Genomic DNA, 13,669 nt, shown 5'->3' with positions numbered 1-13,669 from the left:
CCTAGGCCGCCCGAAAGGGTCGCTGTAAGCGGGAATCGGCCGTCCGAAGGTACCTCAAAGACCCCTCAGACGAATCGCAGGCTCGGCCAATCCGAGTAAGCCACTGTGGGCCGGAGTAGCGCTGCTGCGAGGTAAGTTCTCCGTGCGTTATCACACGGCCTCGCTGCAAAGCAGACGTCCGCAAAAGCCCGCCGTATCGCGGCTTGGTGACCCGGAGCGATTCTTGGTACATCCGTGAAGCAGAAGGTCGGCTTGCCGGGAGGGCTGTATCCCCACCGCGCTCGGCCACGAATGGGCTCGCCCGGCCACTTACCGTAGAAGCAGCAGTGGAACTGCTACTCAGGGATCAGTCGATTACCGTGTCGGCTGAATCCAATTCAACTGGCGGCGAAATGGTTGCCCGTGACGATGGAGACGCTGTGGTGGTGCTGGCGGCCTTGGACCCGGAGGAGGCCAGGCTGGGTCACTCGAACATTGGATTCAGCCGCGCCGACTGGGAGCGCGGCTCGCCAGACTGGTGGTATGTCTCGATGTACCTGCACAAGGCCGCCTTTGATCTTCTTTTTTCCGCAGTCGGTGAATGCAAGGCGTCGCGCATGCACTTGGTGGTCAGCCTCAAAGGCTACACCTCGCATCACCCGATGGCGCCCGGAACTCGCGCGGAGAACCTGTTCTTGAGGCCGGCCGATCCGAGCGAGACGCTCGGATCGGCCAAGTTGGCCAAAGGCTACGTGAGCAGCATCTTCGCGAGGAACACTCTCCACGCAATCGCACCCCCTCCAGGGCCGGACCCTTACGCCTCCGAAGACGAAACGAACACGGAAATCCCGGCTCCCGCACTGATCCCAGCCGACCCCGTGGCCGCCGCTGTCGTTGCTCTGACCGTCAACGTTGAGAAGCTCCGGACCTCGCTGAAATGGGGTGCAGGCCTCATCTTTGTCGCCCTGCTGTTCCTGGTCGGAAGTGACCCGTTTCATGTAACAGGCCAAAGGGTCTGTACATTAGATCTACTGAAAATAGAAATTGGCGATGATCTCAAGTCATTGTCGGGCAACAAGAATCCAGACATTAGTTGCCGTCTTGGGGTGGAGTAGTTTCTCAGCTCTACTGAAAATGTGTAACAGAGGCCCGGGTTTCTGCCGCTGCGGAAAGCACCTCCCACGGTTACATTAGGGGATGCCCAAGACCCGGTACTCATTCACTCTGCGAATCCCAAATCGCAAGGCGAGTGGCGTCCCCATGAGTCGGATCGGTGAGTACATCACTGAATTTGCGGAGCTGCTCGGCGACGAGAACAAGCCTCGGTTCAAGGGCATCAGGAATCTGAGCGTTGGGTACGGCGCTGCGGTGGCCCCCGAACGAGAGCATTACTCGCATGCCAGGATCGTGGAGGCGAAGTCGAAGCCCAGCAGCAGGCCCGGTAAGCACCTGGCGAAGCTCGAGCAAATGATGGGAGAAGACGGCATCCCTAAAGCCGAGATTTTGGATGCGCGAGACAACGTAATCCACGTGATCTTCGGCATCAAGCCCGATGCCGACGAAGACACTGAGCGCCTGTTCCAAGAGAGCAAGGTCGACGGCGTGGTGACGGGCTTGATCGGTGTCGATGACACCATGCACCTCCACATCCGGGACTTCTTCGATCGAGATCTGAAGCTGATCGTTAAAGACGACCAGCTCGCCCGTGACTTGCTCAAGCTTTTCAAGCTCGGAACTGTGCGATTAGTTGCCCGCGGCACTTGGATTCGCACCGAGAACGGATGGTCCCCGGAGGTCAACAAATGCGTCGTGCAGAGCTTTCAGCCGCTCGACGACACCCCATTCAGCACCATTCTTGAGCGCGTTGCGCGGATTCCAGGCAATGGCTGGAACGAACTTCAGGACCCTCTTGCCACATGGGACAACATTCGAGGCATCCACTGATGAGTCCTCTGCCTCGTTGCATCGTCGTTGACTCCAACTTCATCATTTCGTACATCACGAAGAAAGACACGACCGCCAGCGACCGTGCCCGCATCGATCACTTCATTTCTGAGGTCGACAAGCTGAAGGTCAGAATTATCTTCCCGATGATCTCGATCAGCGAATTCCTCGTGAAGGCCGACGCCGCCAGCGTTGCGTTCCTCGAGGAGCTCGAGCGAAAGTCCACGGTCTTCGTGGCCGACTTCGATCGCGGGGCAGCCCAGGAGCTGGCCAAGATGGAACGCGAAGCGCTGGCTGGACCCGGCGGCAAGCGTGCCGGCTCCGAAGAGCCGTACCAAAAAATTAAGGTCGACCGACAGATCGTGGCGATCGGTCTGGCGCACGGCGCCAAGATGATCATTTCGCGCGACGAAGGTGTTCGCACGCAGGCGATCAGGTTGAGGCTCGAAGCCAAGCGCATCCAAGACCTCGAATTGCCCGAGAGCGCGAAGCAACTGACGCTGATTGCGCCGGTGTCCAAGGGGCGTCGGCTCAACTTCAGGCCAGCCCCACTGACCGTGGTCCCCACCCCGCCAGCGCCAGCGCAAGTCCCGAAAACGGACTGATCTGCGCATGCGGACCGGCACGATCTCCGAAGCCGAAAAAGCACGCCGTCGCAAGGCAGTCGACGTCGCTCGCGGCAACATCGGCCTCTCCGGTTTCAAAATCTCCGAAGCGCATGAAGCGCACGCGCAACGCTACGTCGACGGGGAAATCGACCTGGCCGAGTTTCTCAAGCCCGGCCTGCCATCCTCTCCAGCGAAGCGAACCTGATGGCCAATCGGTCGATGCACCCGATCCGCACCGTCCGCTGATCGATCGCCGGCTTCGGGGCGGAGATCCATTCCACAGGCAGCCTGGCGGCTTCGAGCCTTTCCGTTTCCGTGGGTTTGCGCGGCTGAGCCCAAGCGTGCCCGGCCTCAAGGAACGCAGTGTGGGCTTCCGCCACCTCAGATTCGAAGTCGTTCACTCCCCGGCCTCGATTTGTTCCAGGATGTCGCGCGCTTTGGAGCCGGTGGCGCGGGTCATCAGGTTGTGTTGGCCGGTGTCCGTGAGGCACCACCGAGACTCAAGAATGGGAGGCCCCCTTTTCTTCGTCGGCAAGCGCTGCACCCGAAAAGTTTTGAGCAGTCCCTTATCACCGATGCGGGAAAACGCCATCTCGGCAATGTGATGGTGAGCGAAGTTGAAGGCTTTGCGGCCTGGGTAAAGAACCTTCAACAGGTCCTGAGCGCTTGCTTCCCCATCCGTGGCGCTCTGGACGATCAGCAGGACTTCGTGCTCGGACAGGCGCCGAGAATCGAACTCGCGCTGAGCCTTAGCTTTGTCCGAGTAGTACCGAGCGACTGAGATGGGGTTTTCGTGGTTCAAGATCATCTCCGCTGTTCAACGAAGTATGCCGGGAGCCCCGCCAACGTTGATTCGAAGTCGTTCATACGATCGAGTATTCGAAGATCTTGACAACGTCGATTTCGACGGACTTGGCAACCTCGTCAGGCCGCTGAAAGCCCCATCCGGGGATTTCGAGGCACAGATCTCCCGGTGTCTTTGGCTCAAGAGGGGCCAGCGCCTTGGTCAATTCGGGTGCGTTGATCTCGATGCATCCGCCCAATTCGAGATCAAACATCACCACGGGAAGCTCAGGGTCGTAGGCCTTGAGCGCTTTGATCAGTTCGCGGACTTTCATTTCATTCCCCATTCCGAAGTCGATACATTTCCGCGGGTGAAGGCTTGATGCCCTTCTTGGCGCGCCAGCGTCGGAAGCAGCCAACTTCTCGGGATTCATCATTGGACGTCTTTCAGCGAGGAAACGGTGATCACCAAAGCGCCGCCAGGAACCGGCTCGCCGTATGCCATCGCGATCGAACGGGTCTGGGCGTCGTCGGTGAACGCGATGCCGATGAGGCTGTCCTCCGCCACTTTGAGCGAGTTGGACAGGTCGATGCACCGCGGGCGCTTGCCGGTGGCCTTCTTGGTCTTCTTCGCGTGCAGAACCACCTCCAGGCGCACATCGCCTTCGATGGGGTGATGCCTGCATCAAGCGCCAGCTGGGCTGCCAGGGCCTTGTATTCGCGGCCTTTGGCCGAGAGCACCGGGCGGCCGGGAAAGTGGCGCCACATCACGTTTGTGCTCACGGGGTACGGAAGGGTCAAGGTGTAGCTCACGATGATCCTCAGAACGACCGCACGCGGCCGAGGTACAGCGCGTTCTGGAGATAGGTCTTGGTGGACCGACCCGGCGCGTGGAACTCAAAGCGCTGACCGTGTCGCGTCCAGTACAGGTGCCAGCGACCGTGACGGTTGCGCATCCGGCAAACCTTCGTGTGGCGAGGGTCGACAGCCCATGCCAGCACTGAGCACACCAGGCAGTTACCGGGCAGCGTCAGGGCCTGGGGCCCGACAGCGCGCCTGAAGCCGCTGTAGGCCTCCTGGGCGGCAACGATGAACCCAATCTCGAGGCCGACCAGCAAGATGGCCATCAGAAGCGCGCTCATCGAGCACTGCCCCTCTTGAAAAACGGCAGCGGCTTGACTTCGAACACGTCACTGTCGTGATGCGCACGCGCTTCCGCGAACGTGAGGCACGCGGCTTCAGCTTCGGCCTCGGACTCGAACACCGCCAACGGAATTTCGAATTCGTGACACTCTTCGTCGTCGCAGACACCGCGCTTCTTCGTCACCGCAAACAGGTTCGTCGACGTTGCCAGCAGATCCGTGAGCGTGATGTCTGCGGCGTCGTAAATGCGTTCCTGCTCTTCCTTGAGCTGGCGCTGGTGCTCGACCTCGGCCTCGTGCTGGCGGATCTCCTCGTCGGTGGCCTGCACCCACCCACGGGGGTGGTAGTAGCGCTCCATCGAAAGGTAGCCGGTCTTCACTGTCTGTGGATCTGACACTGGCGTGATCTCCGAACAGCAGTAGATCCGCTGGTCTTCGAAGCGGATGGTCGTCGTCTCGATGCCGGTGGCGTCATCGATCTGCCGGCCCACCCGGACAGGCTTGTAGTGCTTTCCCATGTCGTCGTTCACGCTGCACCGCCTTTCCGCTTCCGAAGCCACGGCTTCGCAGTCACCCACGACCGCGGGTCCTTCACGCCACCACGCTCGCCAAAGATCTCTTGCTGAAGGGTCACCTCCAGCCCCGAGGACATGACTGCGCGATCGAAGTGCGGTGACGCGAAGAACTGATCACACACCTTGCGCATCAGGAAATGCAGCGTGGCCCTGCACAGGCGGGTGTGTCGCTCCTCTTCCGTCAGCGAAACCTTTCCCGAAATCGAAGAAATCTCGATGGCGCAATTCGCAAAATCGGCGCCGATGAGGGTCTCGACTTCGTCAAGGGGGAGTCCCTCTGCGAATGCGAAGATCTCTTCGCCTTCGTGGAAAACACGCGTGATCAGGTGCTGCGCGAACATGTCGGGCATGGCGGAGCCCTGTTTGATGATGAGGTTCATGCCGTGCCACCCTTCCGATCGATCGGCATCCAACAGAACACGCTCGCAATGCTAGGGTTGCCCGTTGTCCGGCCGCCCTTCGAGCGACGCTTTGGCCGACGGACCTGCTTCGGTGCGACGCGGACCAGTTGGCGGCTTGAGACGAACACATCGAAGTCGAAGTCGAGGGTCCCAACACCGCGGGGAACTTCAACATCAAGATGCAGGATGGGCATGCCTGCTGGCGCATCGAACCTCATGAACTCACGCTTTTCGTTGTTCATGCTTGGCCTGCCGTTTCTGCGAACACTGCGATCGCGCGATTGGCAACGTCGTCGCACGCGGCCTCGGCTTCATCCAATCGCACGAGCGGAATGGGCCGAGCACCACAGTTGCAGGGCCAGTGGTCCCAAGCAGGGCAGCCGGTGGTGTGCTGCGCTGGGAGATGAGCGACTACCTTCATGCTTGGCCTGCCATTTCTGCTTCGATTTCGTCGAGGGTTTCGCGAGCGGATTTGCCGGTGACGGAGGTCGTTGCGATGTGCCGGCCGGCGTCAGTGAGTCGGTAGCCCGGGACAAGTCCAGCGAGCTCTCCGTAATGCCCGTGGTGCTCAAAAATGCAGCTGACGATGAGGCCCTCGTCCCTGGCCCGCGCCATCGCGTGCAAAACGACTTTTCCAGCATGGCCATGGAAGGCGTTTCCGCATTCGCGAAGACTTATGAAGTTGAGATCGGCCTCGTGAAACCGGTTGCAGATCTCAAGATTGGTGATCTGCTTGGACAGCTCGATCCGTTCCAGGTCGATTGCAATAATTCGGTTGGCGCGCCATTGCTTGCGGTTCATGCGTCACCCGCCATTTCTGCTTCGATCTCGTCAAGGATCGAGTGCGCCTTGGGGCCTGTCATGGCGGTCTGGAGATAGAAACGACCAGCCTCGGTCAGGCGGAAATAGTGGTGCGCCTGGAGGATTCGGAAGCCTTCGATCAGGCCTTCATCGACCGCGTCTTGAAGAATCACAGCTTTTGCGCGCTGGGAGATGCTTCGGAAGCGCGGGTTCGCAGTGATGCCTTTTAGGCCAGCCTCACCGGCGGCTTCGACCTCTTGGCAGATTTGGAGGCGCTGGTTCATGCCGCACCCGCCATTTCTGCTTCGATGTCGGCCAGGATCGAGTGCGCCTTGGGACCGGTGTCGAACGTTCGGAGGATGAAGCGGCCGGCGTCTGTGAGCTCGTAGGCGTGCTGATACGACTCGTCGGGCACGTTCTCACCCGGATCGCGGATCAGGCCCTTGGTCACAGCCATGCCAATCGCCACATAAACCACGCTCAGGTCGATGACCGTCTGAGGTGGCTTGTTGCGAATCAGCCCGGCCAGATCATCAAACCGGACCACGTCCTGGCCGCTGGCCTCGATCGCTTTGCAGATCTGCAGGCCGGTGATCTTGAGAGCCTCGAGCGCGACTTTCAGGGTGCGCTGATCGCGCTTTGAGAGGGTCGTGGTGCTCATTTGAACTCTCCTGCAGCCTGGCGGCGAATCCAGACGCACTGTTCGACGAACAACTGCAAGAACGCGTTCTGCGCGTCCGCCTCGGCCATGGACCAGAGTTCGTTCAGCTTGTCGAGCCGCGGGTGCTGGCGGCGGTTGCTTGCGTCCCACAAGAACAGGACGAAGGCCGCGCGCATGGCCTCGAGGCTCAGGCGCTCAGGGTTCTTGGTGAAGTACGCGATCACGATCGCGGAAAAGTCGCGCTCGGGGAGCGGGTTGATGAAGTCGTCAGTGCCGGCGTGCTGGTAGACAGCGTTGGCAACGACAAGGTCGCCCATGGAGATCGGCGGCGTGGCGTCAGGGAACACGACGCCAGCGGCCAGGCACGTGCGGACGAGCGACGAGTGGCTCAGGGGGATGCTGGTGAGGAAGCTCATGCCGATGCTCCTTGGAGCTCAGCCACCACGGCCTGGATGCGTTCGGCGTGAGCTTGCAGGAACACGGCCTTGCGGGACTCGTTGGCGCAGGCGTATTCGGTCTTGAAGTCACCGATCGCGTCTTGGAGCGCTTGGCCACCGGGCACGATGTCGTATGCCTTTGCGGCGCCGGAGAGGACGTCAGCGTGGCCGGGGCTGTACTGGGTGGACAAGCTCAGGTCCAGAAGCCAGACGATCAACAGCGTGTCGATGCTGACCTTGTCGCCTCCGCGGAAAAACTCGGCGCCGAACTCGGCGAAGTCGTACTTGAACGCGTGGTCGTGGTCCGCGCGGGCGGAGAGGGCTCGGTGAGCGTGTTCGACGTTGTCGAAAGAGTCTTCCAGCGTGCAGAGCAGCGTGGGCAGGAATGGCTCGAATTGAATGTCAGCAAGTTGTTTCATTGGCGTCTCTTCGTAGATTTCGAAGTAGCCCACGGCGCGGATTCGCCGTGGGCAGGTCCAACTTTTCAGTTGGAGGACGCCTCCCCTTACTCGGGGCTTGCTGTCGTGCAGGTCTGTTTCCTGCCGATGACTCTATTGTATCTTATTGCAGATTTGTTTGTGCGGTCTTTTTGAGGGTGAGCCAAAAATAGTTTGCGTTGGCGTAGGTCAGCCTGAGCAATCAAAACTCCTGGTCGGAGCTCGACCAATCTAAAGTCTGAACTCAGGGGAACTGGCCACAGGCCCCATAAATCCCATGCTTGGCGCTGTGGTTGGAACGGACGATGCGCAGAGGTCCACGCGCCTCAAGGCCGGGGAACATGTCCGCAATGCTCTGACGAGCTTGCCGCGGGTTCAGCTCGAGCTAGCCGCAGACCAGATCGAAAGGAAGCGGCGCTTCGCTCTCGTTGATCCAGTCCAAAGACTTGGCGTAGTACCTGGCGCCGGGCCCTCTGGCCAGGTCGTCGAGCGTTTGGGCGATCGAATCGAAAGCCAGCAAGAACGAGGTGAACTCGTGGAAATCGGTGACATCCACGCCGGGGAAGAATTCGGTGATGAGTGCCCTGATTGAGGGCTTCGACTTGAGGCGGCGGAACAGACCACCTGCCTCGGTTGGATTCACGGCGCAATCCCGCCCGTTGCTTTCCGCCAGCAATAAAGCTGAGGCGTGGTGATGCCGTACTTGGCGCAGATTTGGTCGGTGGTCAGCCTTTTGCGCACAACGCGGTGCACGCGCAAGATGCCTTCCAGCAGATCCTCGGAGACCACCGCTCGGCGATTCCAGTAGGTATCCGGGTTGACCCCGAAGCGAGCACAGATCGACCTGGTAGTGCTCTCGCGGATCTCGCGTTCCACAGATTTGAAGACTGAGCATGGGATCGCCCTGGGTTGAGAGTCAATGCCGTGCCGAAGGCGCCAGCGGAGGTACCCAGAGCGGGAGACGCCTTGGGCTGGCGCAGCGATCGACGGCAGTTCGCCGCCCACACGCGCCGGTGGACGGCGACGAAGTCAGCATGGCGCCGCGCGAACCCGACTGGCTCGATGTCTTTCATCGGCTTCACGCGGCGGTGCCAAACATCGCCTTGATTTCCGCTTCAACGGTGCGCAGGCTTGTCCGAGGCGCCACCCTCCCGTTCTTGGCACACCACCGGCGGAGGTATTGATAGCCGATGCCCTCAGCCTTTGAAACGACGGCAGCAACTTCACCGGCAAGAGCTCGTGAGTAGGCACGCTCTGCCGCAGCATCCCGTCCACCAACAGGCTCGATGTTTGTTCGGCGAGGAGAAGGAAACCCGCGCTTCCTGTACATGAACTGAGCCGCGGCGAACGACACACCGACGTTCTCGCACGCGCTCTTCCAAGAGTCGCCGGCCAGCACACGCTCGTAAACGATGCGGTGCTTTTCATCACCAGGCTTCCAAGCAGCTGGCTGGCTTTCAGTTGTTTGTGCGGTCATCATGCGGTCGCTCCTTGCGAGAGTGCAACTACAATTCTACCGTGCTGCCTGTTTTTTAGACAGTTGATTCCTGTCTGGCAATTTGTCTGGCAAGCTGTCTTGGAAGATTTTATATATAAATCAATGACTTAACTCGTTCCCAGACAAACAAGACAAACAAGACAACGTTTACCAAGAGGAGAGAGAAATCACAAGGAGGGATCGGTGACGGAGGAAAGGAGTCATAGGGTGTTTTTCCTTGTCGGGTTTGTCTTGTTTGTCTGGATTCGAATTTATCCAATCAAAACAACGGCTTAAACGCATGGAAAACAAGACAACTCCCAAGACAGCCTTTGTCTGGTTTGGTCCAGGTTGGAAATAATGGGTGTTCAAGCCCCAAATTTCTGTTGACAGTTTTGTTTTTCAAGATACATTAGTGCATGTCGCCGTCCTGGCGGCAGGGATTAAGCACCCCATAACACGGAAAGCACTCCATGCAAGTCAAAAACGCGAAACTCTCTTCCCTCGTCACTGATGCCTCTTTGAAAGTGGCCCCGACCCCGCTCGTCGACGACGGTGGCTGCAAGTTGATCCCGTCGTCATCGGTTAATGTCACGCCCGACGGCACTGTCATGGTCGAGACGGTTCCCGCATACAAAAACTACGAAGAAGCCGCCCTGCGAAAGATTGGCATCGACTCGATCGCCGCGGCGGTTGCGGGCATCACCTTCGATGGCGACGTGCCAACCCCGCGCGCAAGCTTCCAGGGAGGGCTGTACCAGCCCCCTGGCTTCAAGTCGAACCTCGCCTTCGAAGATCGCCTGTTGGTGGCTGCCTCGATGCTCGACGCGGTTGCAGCCGATGCCCAGGGTCTTCCTTGTGTTGCCCTTGCCGCGGCGTCCACGGGTGTGCCCGAGGGCCTGCTGAAGCTCCTGGGGGACCGGACCCTTGTGCTCGTGCGTGACGGCACCAAGTCGGCTGGCAACGACGCCATCCGCGCCTTGGAAAAGGCCTTCAAAGCCGCAAAGCCCAATTCGCCTGTGGTTGTGGTCACGTGCCCGTCTGCAGAGAGCTTCAAGCTCAAAGAGGGCGAAGAAGTCACCCTCGGCGTATGGCTGAAGCAGCGCTCGTCGGCGGTCGTCAGCTCCTCTATCTCAAAGAAGGTCCGTGAGAAGCGCGATGAAACCAGCCGTTCCCGGACAGGCGGCGGGTTCGTCCCGCTCGGTTTCAGCGGCGACAACTGCACCATTTTTTCGCTGAGCCGGAACAAGATCATCGACCTGTCGCCGAACGATCTGACCAAGTGGTCAAGCATGGCCAACGCTGTGGGCGCCGGCTTTCTGCGCTCAAACTACTTGAAAGTTTCGGCCGAGACGAAGTCCGAAACCATCGACACGCTCGCCCTGGGCCTGGACATCAGCGCGCGATGCCAGGAGCTTGGCGATTTCCGACGCGATCACGTTTTCGGCGATGGGGTCTGGCGTAACAGCGAAGGCAAGCTGGTCATCAACAGCAAGATCGCCTTTCACGCAGATGGCAGTCTTGCCAAGCGCCTGGACGGCGACGCGATCTACGTCGCGGGGCGAGACCTCGGCATCACCCCGGATACACCCGAGGCCACCGCCGAAGAAGCTCACACGGCGTTTGAGTTTTTCAAGCGCTACAACTACACCAAGCGCGGAGATGCCTTGAAGGTTTTCGGGCACACGGTGAACACTTACACCGCGGGCGCGAACGAATGGCGCGGTTGGCTCCTTCTGACCGGCCTGCCTTCGGGCGGAAAGTCGACGCTGATGCTGTATTCGAAATCACTGCTGGGTGAAGCGTGCGATGCCGTGGTTGGCGGCAGCGAAGCGGGCATGCGTCAGGGCGGCGGCATGAGTTCGCTCGGATGGTTTTGGGACGAAGCAGAGTCTGAAGAAGGCGGTCAAGGCGAGTTCCGGAAGATGATGGCAAACCTTCGAAAAGCAGCGAAAGGCGGCGTTGAGAAGCGCGGATCTTCGCCAGGTAATGTTGTTGAGCACGCCATCAAAGCTCAAGCGATGTTGGCCTCCAACAAATTCCCCGACCTCAAAGCGTCAGAGGTGACGCGTATGTTCGTTGTGAAGCTGGAGAAGTTCACAGACAAAGGCCTGAAGCCGCACCCGCTCGTGCCCAATCCAAAGGCGGGCAGGTTCCTGGCCGCGGAAGAGATGGGTCGCAAGCTGTTCATGCGCATGATTCGCTCGAATGATCGCTATTTGCTAAACCTCGAGCAGGTGAAGATCGCCTTTGCTTCGGACAGCCGAGCGAGCGACACGCTTGCGCCTTGCATCGCTGCATCTTTCACCGCCCTGCACGACGACGTGCTCGACAAGGACACGGCGGCCACCTGGCTCGCAAACTTCGACTTCGCAGAAGACCTGGCCAACATCGAAGAAGCCCAACGAAGCACCGGAATCATTGAGCACATCTCGCACATGCAAGTGCCACCGAAGTGCCTGGCCCAGGGAACGCTGCCCTGCACGATGTTGGATCTGTGGCACGTTGCCCGCCATGGCGAAGGGGCTTCGAAAGCCAACGCCATTGCCGCTCTCGCAGTGATGGGCATGAGCGTACAGCCGAGTGGACACCGCGGCTCGATGGAGATCCGATTCTTCCCGAAGCGTGCCGGCCTTCGTGAACTTTTCAAAGGCACGCAGTGGCAAAACGAAGACTTGATGCGCGCATTGCTGAACGACCCGCGCACGGACAACAAGATGTCGATCAAGACTGCCGAACTGCGAGTTGAGTCCGCCAGGTTGAAGGCCCAAGGCGCTCAGACTTTCACGCCTGTTGGCGGTGACGAGAACCGCACGACCGGCGAGCGCTTCGTTGTGCTCACGCTGGAAGAGATCGACGAAGCCGAAGAAGCCCGCATCGTCCGCGCAGCCACGATCGCTGTCCACGGCGACCCGGTTGCGAAATCGAAATCCGAAAACGCCACCGAAAAGCAAGCGGCCGCTTGAGCCGTGGCAAAAAGAAACCCCGGTCGCCGTGAGGCGCCGGGGTTTTGTGCAGCTGGGTAAGCGGTCCAACTGCTGTTCGTCGAAAGCACTCCAACGATGACGTAATTCTAATCTCAGAGCGCGTTACATGCAACTATTTTTGCTGTTTCCGAAGTCTTTAAAGATACAATAACGGATCAGTTCCGAACACGAAAAGGTTCCCTCCATGGCCCGCATTTCTGCCGCAGACATTCTTGCGGCGATCAAGTCCGACAACCCGCCAAAGTTGGCCATCGTCGGCAGCAGCGTCTCGACGAAGGGCCGGCACAACATGCTTGTGAAGATCCGCCCCTCGACGCTCAAGCGCGTGCAGGCCGTGGCTCTGGGCCCTATCTACTTGCTGATTGAACAAGCGCTCCTGGAGCTCTGCGAGGACCTTGAGAAAAGCAAGGTTCCGCGCATTCCCATTCTTGCGTCGAAGTTCAACCCGACTGCCGAGGACCTCAAGGAGCTTGAAGAAGCCGAAGCGCGAAAAGTCGAAGGCAAGAACGTCAATCGCCGTGTGAAAAAAGGTGAGCCGGTTTGGCCAGGAAGAGAGTCGGAGGTGACTGACCTGACAGACATCTCAGACTTTTTTCAGACGCGGATACCGGGAAAGCGAGGCTAACAAAATGCGCTTCGACGATCCGCGTGCTGATTTCAGTCGCTCCTTTTCTGGCTCGAAAGGTCCTGGTGTTTCGGCGCCGAAACACCCGCTGAAAATTACCCGAGATCGGCTGATGATCGCTGCATTGCGAGTTTCGCTTTTTGGCGAAAACTCGAAGAGTAACTACACTCATACCTCTCTAGACGTGTATGAGGAATGCAATGGCGGAAGTCGAGCAGAAGAGTCGGGGCAACGCCGCGTACCTCGCCAAGGTGGCCCGGGAAGCGGCTCAGAAAGAGCTGAGGGAGCTTGCATCGCCGAAGGTGAGCAACGGTGCCATCAAGACTCTGGAGTCGATGCAGGTGCCTCCAGGCCGCAAGCCAAAACTGATCATCACGGGACGATCGAGCATGGACGGTCGGGGCGCGACGCTGATGAGAATCAGGCCGACGATCTGGAGAGATCTCGAGGAGCTCGAGGTGACCGGCACGCGGCAATACCTGATCGTCGAAGCAGCTCTTCGGATGTTCATCGGCCACCTTCAGTCGCTACCAGAAGACAAGCCGATGGTGCTGGACGCGGCGACGATGCAGCCAACGCCAGAGGATCACAGGCTGCTCGAAGCGACTGGAAGAGTCGTCAAGAAGATCCCACGAAAGCGCGTGCCAAAGACGTCGTATACGGACCTCGAGGACAACAAGCGCCCGCTGTCGAAGTGAAGCGCCTGGCCGAACTTTTCCAGTTCTCAACACACGTGTCGAACGTGGTCGCGGCGCAAATTCTTGGTCTTCAGCCACAGACGCTTCGGCGCTGGTCGAGCCACCAGACCGGGC

At 59.4% G+C, this 13,669-nt stretch carries 22 protein-coding genes; 7 read left to right on the top strand and 15 right to left on the bottom strand.

Annotated features, from left to right (window positions below):
• Positions 1 to 326: 326 nt before the first annotated feature.
• From BM070_RS14750 to BM070_RS14735, 4 genes are all read left to right on the top strand, one after another.
• On the top strand, positions 327 to 1,094 hold the full coding sequence (locus BM070_RS14750; RefSeq protein ID WP_139222847.1) for a hypothetical protein: 768 nt from the start codon (positions 327 to 329) through the stop codon (positions 1,092 to 1,094).
• A 145-nt stretch (positions 1,095 to 1,239) separates the two neighbouring features.
• Positions 1,240 to 1,923: a hypothetical protein gene (locus tag BM070_RS14745; RefSeq protein WP_092940178.1), complete on the top strand. Its 684-nt coding sequence runs from the start codon at positions 1,240 to 1,242 to the stop codon at positions 1,921 to 1,923.
• Positions 1,923 to 2,528, top strand: coding sequence for a PIN domain-containing protein (locus BM070_RS14740; protein ID WP_175518504.1), 606 nt, complete (start codon positions 1,923 to 1,925; stop codon positions 2,526 to 2,528). The genes BM070_RS14745 and BM070_RS14740 overlap by 1 nt, the downstream gene beginning before the upstream one ends.
• 7 nt (positions 2,529 to 2,535) lie before the next feature.
• Positions 2,536 to 2,736: an antitoxin VbhA family protein gene (locus BM070_RS14735; RefSeq protein WP_092940176.1), complete on the top strand. Its 201-nt coding sequence runs from the start codon at positions 2,536 to 2,538 to the stop codon at positions 2,734 to 2,736.
• Between the two features lie 192 nt (positions 2,737 to 2,928).
• Here the strand turns inward: BM070_RS14735 and BM070_RS14730 are convergent, their stop codons facing one another.
• The 15 genes from BM070_RS14730 to BM070_RS24290 all read right to left on the bottom strand — a co-directional run bounded on the left by BM070_RS14730 (position 2,929) and on the right by BM070_RS24290 (position 9,248).
• On the bottom strand, positions 2,929 to 3,333 hold the full coding sequence (locus BM070_RS14730) for a hypothetical protein (RefSeq protein ID WP_139222846.1): 405 nt from the start codon (positions 3,331 to 3,333) through the stop codon (positions 2,929 to 2,931).
• Between the two features lie 61 nt (positions 3,334 to 3,394).
• On the bottom strand, positions 3,395 to 3,751 hold the full coding sequence (locus tag BM070_RS14725; RefSeq protein WP_175518503.1) for a hypothetical protein: 357 nt from the start codon (positions 3,749 to 3,751) through the stop codon (positions 3,395 to 3,397).
• Entirely contained in the window at positions 3,748 to 3,984 is a 237-nt protein-coding gene (locus BM070_RS14720) for a RusA family crossover junction endodeoxyribonuclease (protein ID WP_092940173.1), read from the bottom strand. The genes BM070_RS14725 and BM070_RS14720 overlap by 4 nt, the downstream gene beginning before the upstream one ends.
• A 151-nt stretch (positions 3,985 to 4,135) precedes the next feature.
• A complete protein-coding gene (locus BM070_RS14715; RefSeq protein WP_139222844.1) occupies positions 4,136 to 4,441 on the bottom strand; it encodes a hypothetical protein in 306 nt (101 codons plus the stop codon).
• Between the two features lie 11 nt (positions 4,442 to 4,452).
• A complete protein-coding gene (locus tag BM070_RS14710) occupies positions 4,453 to 4,986 on the bottom strand; it encodes a hypothetical protein (RefSeq protein WP_092940171.1) in 534 nt (177 codons plus the stop codon).
• Positions 4,983 to 5,411 carry a hypothetical protein gene (locus tag BM070_RS14705; protein WP_092940170.1) on the bottom strand — a complete coding sequence of 143 codons (429 nt, stop codon included), beginning with the start codon at positions 5,409 to 5,411 and terminating at the stop codon, positions 4,983 to 4,985. Before BM070_RS14705 ends, BM070_RS14710 begins: the two co-directional genes overlap by 4 nt.
• Positions 5,408 to 5,674: a hypothetical protein gene (locus tag BM070_RS24295; RefSeq protein WP_139222843.1), complete on the bottom strand. Its 267-nt coding sequence runs from the start codon at positions 5,672 to 5,674 to the stop codon at positions 5,408 to 5,410. Before BM070_RS24295 ends, BM070_RS14705 begins: the two co-directional genes overlap by 4 nt.
• Positions 5,675 to 5,849: 175 nt before the next feature.
• Positions 5,850 to 6,233, bottom strand: a complete 384-nt coding sequence (locus BM070_RS14700) for a hypothetical protein (RefSeq protein ID WP_092940169.1) — start codon at positions 6,231 to 6,233, stop codon at positions 5,850 to 5,852.
• The gene (locus BM070_RS14695; protein WP_092940168.1) at positions 6,230 to 6,517 is read right to left on the bottom strand and encodes a hypothetical protein; all 288 of its coding nucleotides are present in this window, start codon (positions 6,515 to 6,517) and stop codon (positions 6,230 to 6,232) included. The genes BM070_RS14700 and BM070_RS14695 overlap by 4 nt, the downstream gene beginning before the upstream one ends.
• Complete coding sequence (locus BM070_RS14690) at positions 6,514 to 6,894, bottom strand: hypothetical protein (RefSeq protein WP_092940167.1); 381 nt, start codon at positions 6,892 to 6,894, stop codon at positions 6,514 to 6,516. The genes BM070_RS14695 and BM070_RS14690 overlap by 4 nt, the downstream gene beginning before the upstream one ends.
• Positions 6,891 to 7,310 carry a hypothetical protein gene (locus BM070_RS14685; RefSeq protein WP_092940166.1) on the bottom strand — a complete coding sequence of 140 codons (420 nt, stop codon included), beginning with the start codon at positions 7,308 to 7,310 and terminating at the stop codon, positions 6,891 to 6,893. The genes BM070_RS14690 and BM070_RS14685 overlap by 4 nt, the downstream gene beginning before the upstream one ends.
• Complete coding sequence (locus tag BM070_RS14680) at positions 7,307 to 7,783, bottom strand: hypothetical protein (protein WP_092940165.1); 477 nt, start codon at positions 7,781 to 7,783, stop codon at positions 7,307 to 7,309. The genes BM070_RS14685 and BM070_RS14680 overlap by 4 nt, the downstream gene beginning before the upstream one ends.
• A 370-nt stretch (positions 7,784 to 8,153) precedes the next feature.
• Positions 8,154 to 8,411, bottom strand: a complete 258-nt coding sequence (locus tag BM070_RS14675) for a hypothetical protein (protein ID WP_092940164.1) — start codon at positions 8,409 to 8,411, stop codon at positions 8,154 to 8,156.
• Positions 8,408 to 8,644 carry a hypothetical protein gene (locus BM070_RS14670; RefSeq protein WP_092940163.1) on the bottom strand — a complete coding sequence of 79 codons (237 nt, stop codon included), beginning with the start codon at positions 8,642 to 8,644 and terminating at the stop codon, positions 8,408 to 8,410. Before BM070_RS14670 ends, BM070_RS14675 begins: the two co-directional genes overlap by 4 nt.
• Positions 8,645 to 8,846: 202 nt before the next feature.
• A complete protein-coding gene (locus tag BM070_RS24290) occupies positions 8,847 to 9,248 on the bottom strand; it encodes a hypothetical protein (protein WP_139222841.1) in 402 nt (133 codons plus the stop codon).
• Positions 9,249 to 9,718: 470 nt separating this feature from the next.
• Here BM070_RS24290 and BM070_RS14660 point away from each other — a divergent pair, with 470 nt between their 5' ends.
• From BM070_RS14660 to BM070_RS14650, 3 genes are all read left to right on the top strand, one after another.
• A complete protein-coding gene (locus BM070_RS14660) occupies positions 9,719 to 12,211 on the top strand; it encodes a hypothetical protein (protein ID WP_139222840.1) in 2,493 nt (830 codons plus the stop codon).
• Between the two features lie 205 nt (positions 12,212 to 12,416).
• Complete coding sequence (locus tag BM070_RS14655; protein ID WP_092940160.1) at positions 12,417 to 12,857, top strand: hypothetical protein; 441 nt, start codon at positions 12,417 to 12,419, stop codon at positions 12,855 to 12,857.
• 200 nt (positions 12,858 to 13,057) lie between these two features.
• Positions 13,058 to 13,555, top strand: a complete 498-nt coding sequence (locus tag BM070_RS14650; RefSeq protein ID WP_092940159.1) for a hypothetical protein — start codon at positions 13,058 to 13,060, stop codon at positions 13,553 to 13,555.
• The last annotated feature ends 114 nt before the right edge of the window (positions 13,556 to 13,669 follow it).

The sequence above is a fragment of the Paracidovorax wautersii genome (assembly GCF_900113035.1).
GTDB classification, from domain to species: Bacteria; Pseudomonadota; Gammaproteobacteria; order Burkholderiales; family Burkholderiaceae_C; genus Paracidovorax; species Paracidovorax wautersii.
The sequence above is the reverse complement of the archived record's forward strand: the minus strand, read 5'-3'. Positions and strand labels throughout refer to the sequence as shown.